Source organism: Agromyces aureus (genome assembly GCF_001660485.1).
Lineage (GTDB): Bacteria > Actinomycetota > Actinomycetes > Actinomycetales > Microbacteriaceae > Agromyces > Agromyces aureus.
In genome coordinates, this window is record NZ_CP013979.1 from 1,534,062 (window position 1) to 1,549,549 (window position 15,488).

11 protein-coding genes are annotated in these 15,488 nt (G+C 72.3%); 7 read left to right on the forward strand and 4 right to left on the reverse strand.

Features of this window, described 5'->3' with window-relative positions; translation table 11 throughout:
• Positions 1-58 precede the first annotated feature (58 nt).
• Positions 59-4,132 (reverse strand): ATP-dependent RNA helicase HrpA, encoded by a 4,074-nt coding sequence (hrpA, locus tag ATC03_RS06550; RefSeq protein WP_067874601.1) that lies wholly within the window; start codon positions 4,130-4,132, stop codon positions 59-61.
• 103 nt (positions 4,133-4,235) lie between these two features.
• Between hrpA and ATC03_RS06555 the strand changes: the two genes are divergently transcribed.
• Positions 4,236-5,075 (forward strand): aldo/keto reductase, encoded by an 840-nt coding sequence (locus ATC03_RS06555; protein WP_067874605.1) that lies wholly within the window; start codon positions 4,236-4,238, stop codon positions 5,073-5,075.
• A gap of 4 nt (positions 5,076-5,079) precedes the next feature.
• On the forward strand, positions 5,080-7,005 hold the full coding sequence (locus ATC03_RS06560) for a thioredoxin domain-containing protein (protein ID WP_067874608.1): 1,926 nt from the start codon (positions 5,080-5,082) through the stop codon (positions 7,003-7,005).
• 64 nt (positions 7,006-7,069) lie between these two features.
• Here ATC03_RS06560 and ATC03_RS06565 read toward each other — a convergent pair whose 3' ends face one another.
• The gene (locus ATC03_RS06565; RefSeq protein WP_067874611.1) at positions 7,070-7,582 is read right to left on the reverse strand and encodes an O-acetyl-ADP-ribose deacetylase; all 513 of its coding nucleotides are present in this window, start codon (positions 7,580-7,582) and stop codon (positions 7,070-7,072) included.
• Between the two features lie 61 nt (positions 7,583-7,643).
• Between ATC03_RS06565 and ATC03_RS06570 the strand changes: the two genes are divergently transcribed.
• The gene (locus ATC03_RS06570; RefSeq protein ID WP_198168731.1) at positions 7,644-8,093 is read left to right on the forward strand and encodes a DUF3054 domain-containing protein; all 450 of its coding nucleotides are present in this window, start codon (positions 7,644-7,646) and stop codon (positions 8,091-8,093) included.
• On the forward strand, positions 8,090-8,782 hold the full coding sequence (gene pnuC, locus ATC03_RS06575; RefSeq protein ID WP_067874618.1) for a nicotinamide riboside transporter PnuC: 693 nt from the start codon (positions 8,090-8,092) through the stop codon (positions 8,780-8,782). The genes ATC03_RS06570 and pnuC overlap by 4 nt, the downstream gene beginning before the upstream one ends.
• Here the strand turns inward: pnuC and ATC03_RS06580 are convergent.
• Positions 8,771-9,088 (reverse strand): hypothetical protein, encoded by a 318-nt coding sequence (locus ATC03_RS06580; protein ID WP_227820250.1) that lies wholly within the window; start codon positions 9,086-9,088, stop codon positions 8,771-8,773. The genes pnuC and ATC03_RS06580 overlap by 12 nt on opposite strands.
• Before the next feature lie 170 nt (positions 9,089-9,258).
• Here ATC03_RS06580 and ATC03_RS06585 point away from each other — a divergent pair, with 170 nt between their 5' ends.
• Positions 9,259-10,887: a DUF7059 domain-containing protein gene (locus ATC03_RS06585; RefSeq protein ID WP_067874625.1), complete on the forward strand. Its 1,629-nt coding sequence runs from the start codon at positions 9,259-9,261 to the stop codon at positions 10,885-10,887.
• Positions 10,888-10,893: 6 nt separating this feature from the next.
• Here the strand turns inward: ATC03_RS06585 and ATC03_RS06590 are convergent, their stop codons facing one another.
• A complete protein-coding gene (locus tag ATC03_RS06590; RefSeq protein WP_067874628.1) occupies positions 10,894-11,316 on the reverse strand; it encodes a DUF1761 domain-containing protein in 423 nt (140 codons plus the stop codon).
• 255 nt (positions 11,317-11,571) lie between these two features.
• On the opposite strand from ATC03_RS06590, the gene ATC03_RS20535 reads away from it, so the two are divergent.
• Together ATC03_RS20535 and ATC03_RS06600 are read left to right on the forward strand one after the other, a co-directional pair.
• Positions 11,572-14,352 (forward strand): beta strand repeat-containing protein, encoded by a 2,781-nt coding sequence (locus ATC03_RS20535; protein WP_067874632.1) that lies wholly within the window; start codon positions 11,572-11,574, stop codon positions 14,350-14,352.
• A 153-nt stretch (positions 14,353-14,505) separates the two neighbouring features.
• A complete protein-coding gene (locus ATC03_RS06600; protein ID WP_067874635.1) occupies positions 14,506-15,444 on the forward strand; it encodes a DnaJ domain-containing protein in 939 nt (312 codons plus the stop codon).
• Positions 15,445-15,488: the final 44 nt, after the last annotated feature.

The following is a 15,488-nucleotide window of genomic DNA, read 5'->3' on the forward strand; positions in this document are numbered from 1 at the left end:
CCCGTCCCGACGTCGGCCTCGTCTGACGATCGGGACGGGCCCGACGGCCGGCCGCAGCTCAGCCCGCGAGCGCCTTCGCGATGCGCTGCGGCGAGACGGACTCGGCCGTGCGCAGCTCTTGGGCGAAGAGGCTGACGCGCAGCTCCTCGAGCATCCACCGCACGCGCACGAGGCGTTCTGGCGCCTCGGGGTCGATCGGCACCCGGCCGCCTGCGGCCTCGAACGCCTCGAACGAGGGCGTGAACTGATTCATGGCCTGCCGGTCGCGGCCCGGGTTCTCGACGAGCTTCGCGATGCGGGCGTTGATCGCGTCGAGGTAGCGCGGCAGGTGCCGCAGCCGCTCCAGCCCGGTGGCCGAGACGAAGCCGGCCGGCACGAGCGCCTCGAGCTGCGCACGCGCATCGCCGAGCGAGGACATGAGGTTGATGCTCGACGCCTTCGAGATCGCCCGGTCGACGTCGCGCGCCGTGCGGAGGATGCGCGCGACGAGCGCCACGGTCTCGAACATGCGGTCCATGATCGTGGCGGCGACCGCATCGCGCACGGCCTCGAACTCGGCGCGCGTGCGCAGGAGCCCGTCGGGGTGCCTGGCCCGCAGCTCGGCGTCGACGCAGGCCGCGACGCAGTCGTCGAGCAGTGCACGCGTTCCCGTGTAGGCGCTCGTCGCGAGGGCGAGCTTCTCGTCGTTCGACAGGTGCTCCTGCACGTAGGCGACGGGCGTCGGCGTGGCGAGCACGAGCAGGCGACGGATGCCGCGGCGCGACGCCCGGTCGCGCTCCTCGGCCGTGGCCACGAGCCGAAGCGCCACCCCGGTCTTCTCGTCGACGAGGGCGGGGTACGCGCGGATCACGTTGCCCGCCTGGCGGGTGTCGAGGTGCGCGGGCAGCTCGCTCCACTCCCACGCCGTGATGCCCGAGCGCTCGGCGAGCGCGGAGTCGACGACGGCGGGCGGTGCGTCGGGCCGGTCTCGAGACGGCCGCGGGCGGCCTCCTCGACCGGCATCGTCGGAACGGCGCCGGCCACCGGCATCCGGCGTCGCCGTGACGGCCTTCGCGACGGCCTCGCGCGTGCGGTCGGCGAGCTTCGCCTGGAGTGCCGCGAGGTCCTTCGAGGTGCCGAGCGTGCGGCCGCGCTCGTCGACCGCCCGGTACGTGACGCGCAGGTGCGGGGGAACGCGCTCGAGGTCGAAGTCGCTCGGATCGACGGGCGCGTACGTCAGTGCGCGGATCGTGCGGCCGACGACGGCCGTGAACGCATCGCGCTCCTCGCCGCGCTCAGGGCCCGATGGGAGCTCGGCGGCGATCTTCGCGGCCCACTCGGCGGCCGGCACGACCTGCCGGCGGATCACCTTCGGCAGCGTGCGCAGCAGCGCCGTGATGAGTTCGTCGCGGAGTCCCGGAACCTGCCAGTCGAATCCCGCGGGGCTGACGCGGGGCAGCAGCACGATCGGCACGACCACGGTCACCCCGTCGTCGTCGGTGCCGGGCTCGAAGCGGTACGAGAGCGAGTACGTCTGATCGCCCTGCTTCCACCGGTCGGGGAACCCGTCGCCCGAGTCGGCCACGGCGTCCTCGCCGAGCAGGTCGGCGCGCGTCATGGTCAGCAGGTCGGGGTTGCGACGGTGCTCGGCGCGCCACCAGCGTTCGAAGCCCCGCGTGTCGGCGACATCCGTCGGCACGCGCGTCTCGTAGAAGCGCATGACCGTCTCGTCGCCCACGAGGATGTCGCGGCGGCGCGTGCGCTCCTCGACCTCGCCGAGCTGGCGCAGCAGTTCGCGGTTGGCGCGGACGAATCCGAACACGCGGCGGTCGAGCTGGCCGGAGTCCCAGTCCTCCTCGACGAGCGCGTGGCGCACGAAGAGCTCGTGGGCGAGCTCGGGGTCGACGCGGGAGAGCTGGATGCGGCGCTTCGCGACGATCGGCACGCCGAACAGCGTGATCTTCTCGTCGGCGACGGCCGAGCCCTGCCGGCGCTCCCAGCGCGGTTCGCTGAAGGAACGCTTCGCGAGCGGGCCGGCGAGCTGTTCGGCCCACGCCGGGTCGATGGCCGCGTTCGTGCGGGCGAACAGGCGGCTCGTCTCGACGAGCTCGGCGCTCATGATCGCGGCCGGCGGCTTCTTCGCGAGCGCCGACCCCGGGAATACCACGAAGCGCGTGTTGCGCGCGCCGACGAACTCCGCCTGCTGGCGACGACCCTTGCGCTCGGCCTCGCGTGCGGAGCCCGCCCCGCCGCGCCCGGTCGAGGTCTTGCTGTCGTCACGCAGGCCGATCTGCGAGAGCAGGCCCGCGAGGAGCGCCCGGTGGATGCCGTCGCCGTTGGGCTCGCCCGCCTCGTTGGCGACGTGAAGCCCGAGCGGCTTGGCGAGGCTGCGGAGCTGGCGCACGAGGTCCTGCCACTCGCGGATGCGCAGGTAGTTGAGGTACTCCGACTTGCACATGCGCCGGAACGCGCTGCCCGAGAGCTCGCGTTGCTTGGCCTCGAGGTGGTTCCAGAGGTTCAGGAGCGTGAGGAAGTCGCTCGTCTGGTCGACGAACCTGGCGTGGAAGCCGTCGGCGACCTCGCGTCGCTCGAGCGGGCGTTCGCGCGGATCCTGCACGGTCAGGCCCGCGACGATCGCGAGCACCTCGCGCGAGACGCCCTGCGTCTTGGACTCCAGCACCATGCGCGCGAAGCGCGGCTCGATCGGCAGGCGCGAGAGCTGACGGCCGATGCGGGTGAGCTGAGGCCCTCGGGCAGCCGGGCGGTCGCGGTCGGTTCGCGCGCGGTCGCCGCGGTCGTCCTCGATGGCGCCGAGCTCGCGCAGCAGGTCGAGGCCGTCGCGGATGCCGCGGCCGTCGGGCGGCGTGAGGAAGGGGAACTCCTCGATGGGCCCGAGGCCGAGCGAGGCCATCTGCAGGATGACGGCCGCGAGGTTCGTGCGCAGGATCTCGGGGTCGGTGTACTCGGGGCGGCGCTCGAAGTCCTCCTCGGAGTACAGGCGGATCGCGATGCCGTCGCTCGTGCGCCCCGACCGGCCGGAGCGCTGGTTCGCCGAGGCCTGCGAGATCGCCTCGATCGGCAGGCGCTGCACCTTCGAGCGCACCGAGTAGCGGCTGATGCGCGCGGTGCCCGCGTCGACGACGTAGCGGATGCCGGGCACCGTCAGGCTCGTCTCGGCGACGTTCGTGGCGAGCACGACGCGTCGGCGGAGGCCCGCGACCTTCGACGGCTCGAACACCCGGTGCTGGTCGGCCGACGAGAGGCGCCCGTACAGCGGGAGCACCTCGGTCTCGCCGCCGCGCCCGCCGCGGGCCGTGCCGTAGTGGGCACGCACGGCCGCCTCGGCGTCGCGGATCTCGCCCTCGCCCGAGAGGAAGACGAGCACGTCGCCCGACGACTCCCGGTCGAGCTCGTCGAGGGCGTCGAGGATGCCGCGCTGCACGTCCTTGTCGTCGGCCGCGGCGCCCTCGTCGTCGCTGTCGTCGCCTCCGGCCCCCGCGCCCTGCTCGGCGACGAGCGGGCGGTAGCGCACCTCGACGGGATACGTGCGGCCGGACACCTCGATGACGGGAGCGGGCACCGGCTCGGGCAGCGGCGCGCCCGCGGCATCCGTCTCGCTCGCGAAGTGCCGCGCGAAGCTCTCGGGGTCGATGGTCGCGCTCGTGACGATGACCTTGAGGTCGGGGCGTCGGGGGAGGAGGCGCTTGAGGTAGCCGAGCAGGAAGTCGATGTTGAGGCTGCGCTCGTGCGCCTCGTCGATGATGATCGTGTCGTACTTGCGCAGGTCGCGGTCGCGGTGGATCTCGTTCAGCAGGATGCCGTCGGTCATGACCTTGACCCGCGTCGCCTCACTCACCTTGTCGGTGAAGCGCACCTGGTAGCCGACGAGGTCGCCGAGCTCGACCTGCAGCTCTTCCGAGATGCGCTCGGCGATCGTGCGGGCCGCGATGCGTCGCGGCTGCGTGTGCGCGATCGACGTTCGGCCGAGTTCGAGGCAGATCTTGGGAAGCTGCGTCGTCTTGCCCGAGCCGGTCGCGCCCGCGACGATGACGACCTGGTGATCGCGCAGGGCGCGCGCGATCTCCTCGCGCTGCCCTGAGACGGGCAGTTCGGGGGGATAGGTGATCACGGGGATCTGCGGGGGCGTCGACATCAGCCCTCCATCGTATGCGAGCCGCCGCCCGCCGGTCCCCGTGGCGCAGCATCTCGGCGCAACCCCCTGTCGGAGGTCGCGGCCCGCGTGATGGGATGGAGGAATGACCGATCAGCTCGTACCCCGTGTCCAGCTCAACGACGGCTTCTCGATTCCCCAGCTCGGGTTCGGCGTGTTCAAGGTCGACCCCGGCGAGACCGAGCGCATCGTGAGCGACGCGCTCGAGGTCGGCTACCGGCATCTCGACACCGCGCGCATCTACGGCAATGAAGAGGGCGTCGGGCGCGCGATCGCGGCCTCCGGCATCCCGCGCGAACAGCTGTACATCACGACCAAGCTCTGGAACGACGACCAGGGCGATGCGGCGAGGGTGCACGCCGCGTTCGACGCCAGCCTCGAACGACTCGGGCTCGAGTACGTCGACCTCTACCTCATCCACTGGCCGACGCCCGCGCGCGACCGCTACGTCGAGACCTGGAGGGCGTTCGAACACCTGCGCGACACCGACCGCACGCGGTCGATCGGCGTCTCGAACTTCCTCGCGAACCACCTCGAGCGACTCATCACCGAGACCGGCCTCGTGCCCGCGGTCGACCAGATCGAGTTGCACCCGTACCTCCAGCAGCCCGAGACCACCGGGCTCGCCGAGGCGAACGGCATCGCGATCGAGGCATGGGGTCCGCTCGGGCAGGGCAAGTACCCGCTGCTCGAACTCCCCGAGGTCACCTCAGCGGCCGAAGCCCACGGCGCGACGCCCGCGCAGGTCGTCATCCGCTGGCACCTGCAGCTCGGCCACATCGTGTTCCCGAAGTCGAACCGCCGCGAGCGCATGGCCGAGAACTTCGACGTGTTCGGCTTCGAGCTCACGAGCGACGAGATGGTCGCGATCACGGGCCTCGAACGCGAGGGTCGAGTGGGCTCGCACCCCGACGAGGTCGACTGAGCGGATGCATCGGCTCGCCGAGGCGCTCAGCCCGTACCTGCGCTCGCACGCCGGCAATCCCGTCGACTGGTACCCGTGGGGCGAGCAGGCCTTCGCCGAGGCGCGGCGCCGCGATGTGCCGGTGCTCGTGTCGATCGGCTATGCGACCTGCCACTGGTGCCACGTCATGGCGCGCGAGAGCTTCAGCGACTCCGCCGTGGCTGCGTACCTGAACGAGCACTTCGTGGCGATCAAGGTCGACCGCGAGGAGCACCCCGACGTCGACGCGAGCTACCTCGCAGCCGCCTCGGCGTTCACGAAGCAGCTCGGTTGGCCGCTCACGGCGTTCGCGACCTCCGATGGACGGGCGTTCTACGCGGGCACCTACTTCCCACCCCGGGCCGTGCAGGGCGTTCCCGCGTTCATGGACGTGCTCATCGCGGTGACGGATGCCTGGCGCGAGCGCCGCGGCGAGCTCCTCGAGACGGCGGGGGCCGTGGCCGAGGCGCTGGCTGCGTCATCCGTCGCCTCGACCTCGGGCGCGCTGCCCAGCGCGGTCGAACTCGCCGGTGCGGTCTCCCTGCTCGAGGCCGACGAGGATCGGGTGCACGGCGGATTCGGCGGCGCGCCGAAGTTCCCCGTCGCGCCGGTGCTCGACTTCCTCGCCGTGTCGGGTTCGGCCGGGCGCGAGCTCGCCGAGCGCACGCTGCTCGCGATGGGGCGCTCGTCGCTCCGCGATCCGGTGGAGGGCGGGTTCTTCCGCTACGCGACCCGCGCCGACTGGAGCGAACCGCACTACGAGCGCATGCTCACCGACAACGCGCTGCTGCTCCGGGTGCTCGCCGAGTTGCTGACGGGGGCGGATGCCGCGGGGTCGGCGTCACGCGATGAGCTGGGCGCGCTCGCGGCCGGGGTCGCCGAGTTCCTGCGCGAGGTCATGCAGCTGCCGTCGGGCGGGTTCGCGAGTGCGCAGGACTCCGAGAGCCTGGTCGACGGGGTGCGCTCGGAGGGCGGGTACTACGCCCGCTCGCGCGAGGAGCGGCGATCGCAGCCGCCGCCCGCGCTCGACGACAAGGTGCTCGCGGGCTGGAACGGGCTCGCGATCGGTGCGCTCGCCCGGTTCGGCGCCGTGGTCGGCGGGGCCGACGGCGCCGCGGCCGTGGCGTCGGCCCGACGCGCCGCCGACGCGGTGCTCGCGCTGCACCTGCGCCCCGAAGGCACGCTCGTGCGAGCATCGCTCGACGGCGAGGTCTCCGATGCGGTGGCCACGATCGAAGACGTCGGCATGCTCGCCGGCGGACTGCTCGACCTCGCGCTCGCGACGGGGGAGGCGGCCTACGCCGTGACGGCGCGTGCACTCGTCGACAGCGCGACCACGGCTGGCGCGGGCGTGTTCGCGGCGCCCGGCGGGGCCGACCCCGTGCTCGCGGCGCGCGGACTCGCCCTGCCGTCCGACCCGGCCGAGGGTGCGACCCCGTCGGGGCTCACGACCTGCGCCGACGCGGCCTGGCGCCTGTTCGCGCTCGGGGCGGGCGACGCGTACCTCGAGCTCGCCGGCAATGCCATGCGCGAGGTCGCCGGCATCGCCGTGACCCGGCCCATCGCGTTCGGCGGCTCGCTCGGGCTCATGGCTCGCCTGACTGCGCCGCTCGTGCAGCTCGTGACGGTGGTTCCGGATCCGGATCCGGATCCGGTTGCGGATGCGGATGCCGCCTCGACGACGACGCCCGAACCTGCCGACGGGCTCGCCGACGAGACGCGCCGGCACGCGGCATCCGTCATCGCGATCGTCACCGATGCCCAGGCCCGAGCCTTCGCTGCTGCGGGCTTCGAGCTGTTCGAGGCTCGGACGTCGATCGCCGGCGAGCCTGCCGCCTACCGCTGCGAGTCGTTCGTGTGCGCGCTGCCGGTGTCGTCTGCCGAGGCGCTCGCCGCCCTCTCCGCGGGCTGACGGTTCGCTGGCATTCGCCCACACACGCGAGTGATCCTCGACGGGGCGCTGTCGTCGCGCCGGCTCAGCGTGCTCGGCGGGCTGCGAGCGCGCGCTGCACCGCGTCGTACGCGTCGGGGGAGAACGCCACGATCCGCACCTCGGCGACGCGCGTCGTCGACGACGCGATCGTGTCGACCGCCGCCGCGACGGCATCGTCGAACGGCCAAGCGTAGACGCCCGCGCTGATGAGGGGGAACGCGACGCTTCGCGCGTCGAGCTCGTCGGCGACCTCGAGCGCCCGCCGGTAGCAGGACACGAGCAGCGCACGATCGCGCTCTCCGGCGGCGAAGTTCGGTCCGACCGTGTGGATCACCCATCGTGCCGGCATCTCACCCGCGGTCGTCCACCCGGCTTCGCCGGTCGCGAGCCCGTCGGGGAACCGCGCGATGCAGTCGCGGAGCACCGCCGGACCGCCGGCCCGGTGGATCGCGCCGTCGACGCCACCCCCGCCGCGCATGCCGGTGTTGGCGGCGTTCACGACCGCGTCGACGTCCTGCGTCGTGATGTCGCCGAGCACGGCGGTGATGACGGGCACGCGGCCAGTCTCGCACCGGCCGGACTCCGACGCGACACCCCGCGGGACATAGCATGATGGCGTGACTTCAGCCCCAGACGTGCGGCGGCCCTCCGACAGGGGCGCCGTCGTGCTCGCCGCCGCGATCGATGTCGTGCTCGTCGTCGTGTTCGCGCTCATCGGCCGGCGCAGCCACGCCGAGGCGCTCGACCTCGCCGGGTTGTGGGGAACGGCCTGGCCGTTCCTGGTCGGTGCGGCGGTCGGCTGGCTGGTGATCCGCGCCTGGCGCGCCCCGCTGGCCGTCTGGCCGACCGGCGTCGTCATCTGGATCGCGAGCGTGCTCGTCGGCATGCTGCTGCGCGCGGCATCCGGTCAGGGCACCGCCGTCGCGTTCATCGTCGTGGCGACCCTGACGCTCGCGCTCCTGCTGCTCGGCTGGCGCGCGATCGCGCTGCTCGTGCTCCGCCTGCGCCGCCGCAGTGCGTCGGCCGCGGCCTCCGGAGCAGCGCCGGTCGAGACGCCCGCCTCGTGAACCCGATCGAGTGGCTGTTCGACGCGCAGCTCGTCATCGGCGACCAGGTGATCCTGTGGCGCGAGATCGTCGGCAACCTGTTCGGGCTCGCGAGCGCGCTCGGCGGGCTCCGGCGCAAGATCTGGGCGTGGCCCGTCGGCATCGTCGGCAACGCGCTGCTGTTCACCGTGTTCCTGGGCGCCGTGTTCGACACCCCGAACCCCGTGAACCTGCTCGGCCAGGCGGCACGCCAGGTCATGTTCATCATCGTGTCGATCTACGGCTGGATCCGCTGGTCGCAGCATCAGCGCGCCGGTGGCGGCGACACCCCCGCCGTCGAGCCGCGCTGGGCGGGCTGGAAGGTGCGCGTGCTGCTCGGCGTCGTCATGGTCGGCGGCACGCTCGTGCTGACGCCGATCTTCCGGGCGCTCGGCTCGTTCGAACCCGTGTGGGCCGACGCGTGGATCTTCATGGGCTCGCTGCTCGCGACCTACGGCATGGCCAAGGGATGGACGGAGTTCTGGCTCATCTGGGTCGCGGTCGACCTCGTCGGCGTTCCGCTGCTGATCAGCGCGGGATACTACGCGTCGGCGTTCCTCTACCTGTTCTACGGCGCCTTCACGATCCTCGGGTTCATCACGTGGATGCGCGTGCAGCGGCGTGCGGCCAGGCTCGCGGAAACGCCGGGACCGGCAGGGCTACCAGGCTGACGGAACCCGGTCGAGCACCTTCCACACGGCCGAGCTGAGCTCGGGGTGCTCGAGCGCGATCTCGCGCAGCAGGTCGAACTCGAACTTCGCGGCCGCACCCTCGCGCGCAGCGGGATGATAGGCGCGGGCCCGTGCCGGGATCCAGCGCTCGTCGTGCAGGCGCTCCTCGCGGAGCGTCGCGACGACCTGCTCGTCGACCGACGGCAGGTCGGGCAGGAACACCCACGGGTCCTCGCCGAGACGGCAGCGCAGCTCGATGAGCGCAGAGAGCTCGTCTCTGGCGTCCTGCCGCAGATTCTCCAGCATCGTCGCGTGTGTCATTGCGACCTCCCCTCGCTGTCTCGATCGTAACCAACGCTACGGGGGCCGTGTGTCGCGCGGGTTACGGGACGACTCCCCAGATGGACATCGGATGTCACGGGCGTGACGCCCGATGACGCCGGTCGCCTGCGGACGGCGTGCGGTTGAATGGACGGATGAACGCGCACCACGCCTCCGACCCCGATCGCATCGGCACCGCGACGGCCGGGCGTCGAAGCGAGTTGCTCGGGCTGCTCAGAGACGACCTCGAATCCGCGCGATTCCACGTCGCGTCGCTCGAGTCGCTCTGGGGTGCCGAGGCTGCGGCCGCCCTGCATCGCGCGCAGCGCGTGCCAGCACGGCGGGTGCTCGACGCCCGGCGCGCCGAGCACGCGGCATCCGCGGATCTCGCGACCCTCGCCGAGCTGTTCGTGCTCGGGCTCGCGGTTCCGCGCGACGAGCTCGCCCACGCCCTGCCCGGGCTCGGCGTCGACGGGGCGATCGAGCTCGGCCTCGTCGGCCCGGCGGCGGAGCCGACGAGCGCCACCGACGGCGAGGGCGCTGCGGCGGCGGCCACCGGCATCCGCCCCCTGCTCGACCTGCGGCCGTACGCCTTCACCGACGCCCGCGGCACCGGGCACTGGTGGATCCTCTCCGACCTCGGCGAACTCTCGCTCGGCCACGCACTCGGCGAGCGCCACGTGCTCGGCGTCGGCGGGGCGTCGACGACGCTGTCGGGCCTCATGATTCCGGATGCCGCGGCCAGCGTGCTCGACGTCGGCACCGGATGCGGCATCCAGGCGATGCACGCGTCGCGGTTCGCCGAGCGCATCGTCGCGACCGACATCTCGGAGCGGGCCCTCGAGATCGCGCGCATGAACGTGGAGCTGAACGGCATCGACGGCGTCGAGTTCCGCCTCGGGAGCCTCTTCGAACCGGTCGCCGGCGAACGGTTCGACCGCGTGGTCTCGAACCCGCCGTTCGTCATCACGCCGCGCCGCGACGGCGTGCCGGAGTACGAGTACCGCGACGGCGGAATGGTCGGCGACGGCATCGTCGAGGCCGTGATCACCGGGATCGGCGCGCACCTCGAGCCCGGTGGGGTCGCCCAGCTGCTCGGCAACTGGGAGTACCGCGGACGGGACGACGCCTTCGACCGCGTCGCCGACTGGGTCGAGCGGAGCGGCCTCGACCACTGGATCGTCGAACGCGAGGTGCAGCACGTCACCGAGTACGCCGAGACGTGGATCCGCGACGGCGGCACCCGGCCCGGCGCCGACTTCGACCGGCTCTACGACGCCTGGCTCGACGACTTCGCCGAACGCGGCGTGCGCCAGGTCGGCTTCGGCTACGTGCTGCTGCGGCGGCCCGCGGCATCCGACGCCACGCGACTGGCGCGACTCGAGCGCCTGCACGGGCCGCTCGGCGGCGATGGCAACACGCTCGGCGCGCACCTGTCGGAGTGCCTCGCCGCGCACGACGCGCAGGTCGTACTCGACGATGCCGATCTGGCTCGCTCCCGGCTCGTGATCGCGCCCGACGTCACCGAGGAACGCCACCACTGGCCAGGCGACGAGAACCCGACCGCGATGGTGCTGCGCCAGGGCGGCGGGTTCGGGCGCGCGATCACGCTCGACACCGGCCTCGCGGCCCTCGTGGGCGCCTGCGACGGCGACCTCGAGGTCGGGCAGATCATCGCCGCGATCGCGCACCTGCTCGAGGTGGATGCCGCGGCGCTCGCCGCAGAGCTGCTGCCCGCCGTGCGCACGCTCGTCGACGACGGGATGCTGCGCTTCGCGGAGTGAGGTGCGTCAGACCGTGCCGGCCGGCGGCCACGCGCCGATGATCAGGCCCATGACGACGAACGTCACGAGCTCGTGCGCGATGTTCAGGATGGTGAGGCCTGCCGGCCGCCCCTCGAACGCGTCGTGCGTGATGAAGCGCGCCGCCGTGAACCCGGCCCAGCCGAGCAGCGCGGTCGTGAGCGCCACGAGCAGGAAGCTGCCGCCGAGCGCCGTCCACACGACCGTGACGGCGACCGCGAGCACCCACGCCGAGATGAAACTCACCAGGAGCGTGGTGAGGATCGGGCCGACGGCGCTGCGATCCTCCATGTCGACCTTCGCGACGCGCATCCAGTAGTTGCCGAACACCGCCGGCGTGTACCAGAACGAGCCGACGATCATCGTCGAGAGCGTCGCGAGGAGCACGGCCCAGTAGTTGACCTCGATCATGGTTGGCCTCCGTCCGCGGCCCTCGCCGCCCGGCCGGAGTCTATCGTCGAGGAAACCTCAGGCGAGGGAGGCGGCGCGGAGGCGCACCCGTGTCGGCACTGACCGGGAATCACCGATCGTCATCTCGGCCCGATCGAATCGGAGACCGCTCTCCGGCTGTGGTTCAATGACTGCAGCCGGCCGTCGAGACCGGCCCGACGTCGTGCCCGTGCCGATGGTGGCACCGGGACGCATCGCAATGCTGGGAGGCACCCTGTGAACGCTTTCGTGACCACGCGCCGACGCGCCTGGGTCGTCATGAGCGCGGTGATCGCGCTCGTCATGTCGGCCATCGCGTTCTCGGCGCAGCCCGCGCATGGGGCGATCGGCACCGGGACGTCGAGCATCTCGGGGCGCATCACCCTGCCGGCGGGCGTCGACCCCGCCACCGCGGGCCTCTCGGTCGGCGTGTTCGAGGCCTCGGTGGACAACAGCTCCATGGGCGGATCGATCACCCCTCAGGGCGACTTCGTCGTGTCGGGGCTGGCGGCCGGCACCTACAAGCTCGAGTTCCGGGCGTGGAACGCGCCCTCGGTGCTGCCCGGGTGGTACGGGGGCGCGGTCGACTTCGCCTCGGCGAAGACCGTGACGGTGACCGCCGGCCAGCGGGCCACGGGCATCGACGCGACGCTCGTCGCGGAGTCCACGATCGCGGGCACGCTCACGGGCGTTCCGGCCGGCGGTGCCAACGTCATCGCGCATCGCGCCGACGCCGCTGGCGCGTGGTCGCAGGCCGCGTACACGCACGTCGATGCCGATGGCGCCTTCCGGCTCGCCGGCCTTCGCCCGGGCACGTACGCCCTGCAGTTCAACACGGGCGTCTTCCGCGACGTGTACTGGAAGCTCAAGGCCGACCTCGACTCGGCCACCCGCATCGAGCTCGTCTCGGGCCAGGCCGTGACCGGCGTCGACGTCAACGTCTCGGCATCGCTGTCGACGCCCGCCCTGAGCGTCAGCGGCTCGCGACAGGTCGGCTCGGTCGTGCAGGTCGCGGCGACCTGGCAGACCCAGCCCGACGCGGTGTCGTACCAGTGGTTCGCCAACGGCACGGCGATCGCCGGCGCGACCGCGTCGACGTACACCCCCACGGCCGACCGGCTCGGCACGCAGCTCAGCGTGCGCGTCACCGGCACCAAGGCCGGATACGTGCCCGCTGCCGACACGGCCGAACTCGGCACCGTCTCGAAGGGCCTGATCGCGCCCGGCGCCCCGACGGTCACCGGCACCACGGTCACCGGGTCGACCCTGACGGCCGTGCCCGGAGTCTGGCCGACGGGCACGGTGCTCACCTACCAGTGGTACACCGGCAACGGCGACATCGCCGGCGCGACGGGCAAGACCTTCACCCTGACGGCGGCGCAGCAGGGCCGGCTCCTCTACGTGCTCGTGACGGGCGCCCTGCCCGGGTACGAGCCGGCGTCGGCACGCAGCACGGGCATCGGCCCGTCGCAGGCCGACGGGTTCACGGCCGCGACGCCGACGATCTCGGGAACGGTCGCGGTCGGCTCCACCCTGACGGCCACGCCCGGTACGTGGACCGCGGGTACTGCGCTCACGTACCAGTGGTCGGCATCGGGCACGGCGATCAGCGGCGCGACGGCGTCGACCTTCAAGCCGACGAGTGCGCAGGCCGGCAAGACCATGAGCGTCACGGTCACCGGCAAGGTCGGCGGCAACACGCGCGCGGTGCGGCCGTCGTCGGAGACGGCGAAGGTCGCGACGGCCGGCACGCCCGCGATCACGGGCACGGCGGCCGTCGGCTCGACCTTGACGGCGACGCCCGGCACCTGGACGATGGGAACGGCGTTCTCGTACCAGTGGTCCGCGTCGGGCACGGCGATCAGCGGCGCGACCGCCTCGACGTTCGCCCTGACCAGCGCCCAGGCGGGCAAGACCATCACGGTCGCGGTCAAGGGCACGCTGTCGGGCTACCCGACGATCACGAAGACGACGGCAGCGACGACCAAGGTCTCGACCACGGCCGTGCCGACGATCTCGGGCACGACCACGGTCGGCTCGACGTTGACCGCGAAGACGGGCACTTGGACCACCGGAACGGCGTTCTCCTACCAGTGGTCGGCATCGGGTGCGGCGATCAGCGGCGCGACGGCGTCGACGTTCGCGTTGACGAGCGCGCAGGTCGGCAAGCAGATCACCGTGACGGTGACGGGCACGCTGTCGGGCTACACGACGGTGTCCAAGGCATCGGTCGCGACTGCGAAGGTCGCGGCGGCGGCGACGCCGATCGTGTCCGGCACCGCGACGGTCGGCTCGACGTTGACGGCGACGCCGGGAACGTGGACGACGGGCACGGCGCTCGCCTACCAGTGGAACGCGGCCGGGACGGCGATCAGCGGAGCGACGGCGTCGACGTTCACCCTGACGAATGCGCAGGTCGGCAAGCAGATCACCGTGACCGTGACGGGCACGCTGGCCGGGTATCCGACCGTGTCGAAGTCGTCCGCCACGACGCTGAAGGTCGCGATCGCGACGACCCCTGAGCCCTCCGGTCGGTTCTTCGTGGGTTCGACCGTGTCGGTGCAGACCGGCACGTGGACCACGGGGACGGCGTTCTCCTATCAGTGGTACGCGTCGGGCGCGGCGATCAGCGGGGCCACCAAGTCGACGTTCACGTTGACTGCTGCGCAGGCCGGCAAGCCGATCACCGTCGCGCTGACGGGCACGCTCTCAGGACACCCGACCGTGACGAAGACCTCGGCGGCCACCCCGAAGGTCACCACGACGACGCAGCCGGTTCTCTCCGGCACCGCGAAGGTCGGGTCGACGTTGACGGTGAACCCCGGCACCTGGACCACGGGCATGACGTTCACCTACACGTGGTACGCGTCGGGCACGGAGATCAGCGGCGCCACGGCGCCGACCTTCACGCTCACCTCCGCCCAGAAGGGCAAGAACATCGCCGTACTCGTCACCGGTCAGTTGAGCGGGTACGCCACGATCGCGCTGGGCTCGAACTCGACGCTCGCCGTCGGCTGACCGGCGGCACGGGCGCGGCTCTCCAGGCGGAGAGCCGCTCCCGTGCGCCGCACGGGAGTGCGCGAGTCCGGCGTCGTCGACGCGGCATCCGTCGTTCCGCTGACGTGCAGCGAGACGGCGGTAATGTCGTCTGCGCACAACGAAAGCGAGCCAATGCCCGACAGTCCGCTCTCCGCCTCACCGTACGAGGTGCTCGGGGTCCGCGCCGACGCGAACGACGACGAACTCCGTCGCGCCTACCGCCGCGCGCTCCGGCACGCGCATCCCGACACCGGGGGATCGACGACGCAGTTCGACGCCGTGCAGCGCGCGTGGACGCTCGTCGGCACGCCCGCCGCACGGGCTGCGTTCGACCGGGGCGGTCGGAGCGCCGAGTCCATGGCCGAGCCGACCCGCGCGACCTGGGCTCCGGCCCCACCGCGCCCGCCGCGCGACTCGCGCCCGCTCGCGCGCTCGTACGGCCATCCCGGCGGGCTCACCCGTCAGCGCTACCTCGACGGCATCCGCGAATGGGTCGGGCTCGGCGACGAGATCCCCGACCCCTACGATCCGACGCTCGTGCGCCGCGCGCCCCGCGAGATCCGGCACCTGCTCGCCGACGCGCTCGCCGAGGAGGCGACGGCCCGCTCGCTCTCGACGCTCGGCATCGCATTCACGGTCTGGCACGATCTGGCGACGGATGCCGCGGGCCACGGTCTTCCGCCCAAGCTCGACCATCTCGTGCTCGGCCCCACCGGCCTGTTCGCCATCCAGTCCGAGGACTGGGGAGGGCCGGTGACCTTCCGTCGCGGCGAGCTCGTCGGCGAGGCGCTCGCCGGGGAGCGGCCGATCCGCGCGCTGGCCGCCAGGGCCAAGGCCATCGGCCGCGCGGCGAAGGTCAAGCCGACCGGACTCATCGTCGTCGTGCCCGACGAGTTCGCCGAGGAGCCGCTGCAGGTCGGCGGCACGAACCGCGGTGCGGTCGTCGTGCTCGTGCGGGCGTCGCGCGTCGCGAGCGCGATCCGCGAGGGCATCCCGGGGTCGCCGTTCATCGGTGGCGCCGAGGTCATGGAGGTACGCACGCGCCTCCAGCAGAGCGTGCGCTTCGCCTGACGTGCGTCGGCACCGGTTCGCGTCGGCCGCGGACACGGTGTTGG

What these genes read in the sequence shown, in the direction of transcription:
- hrpA (WP_067874601.1), bottom strand. Translation starts at nt 4,132, where the DNA reads ATGTCGACGCCCCCGCAGATCCCCGTGATCACCTATCCCCCCGAACTG.
- ATC03_RS06555 (WP_067874605.1), top strand. Translation starts at nt 4,236, where the DNA reads ATGACCGATCAGCTCGTACCCCGTGTCCAGCTCAACGACGGCTTCTCG.
- ATC03_RS06560 (WP_067874608.1), top strand. Translation starts at nt 5,080, where the DNA reads ATGCATCGGCTCGCCGAGGCGCTCAGCCCGTACCTGCGCTCGCACGCC.
- ATC03_RS06580 (WP_227820250.1), bottom strand. Translation starts at nt 9,088, where the DNA reads ATGCTGGAGAATCTGCGGCAGGACGCCAGAGACGAGCTCTCTGCGCTC.
- ATC03_RS06585 (WP_067874625.1), top strand. Translation starts at nt 9,259, where the DNA reads ATGAACGCGCACCACGCCTCCGACCCCGATCGCATCGGCACCGCGACG.
- ATC03_RS06590 (WP_067874628.1), bottom strand. Translation starts at nt 11,316, where the DNA reads ATGATCGAGGTCAACTACTGGGCCGTGCTCCTCGCGACGCTCTCGACG.
- ATC03_RS06600 (WP_067874635.1), top strand. Translation starts at nt 14,506, where the DNA reads ATGCCCGACAGTCCGCTCTCCGCCTCACCGTACGAGGTGCTCGGGGTC.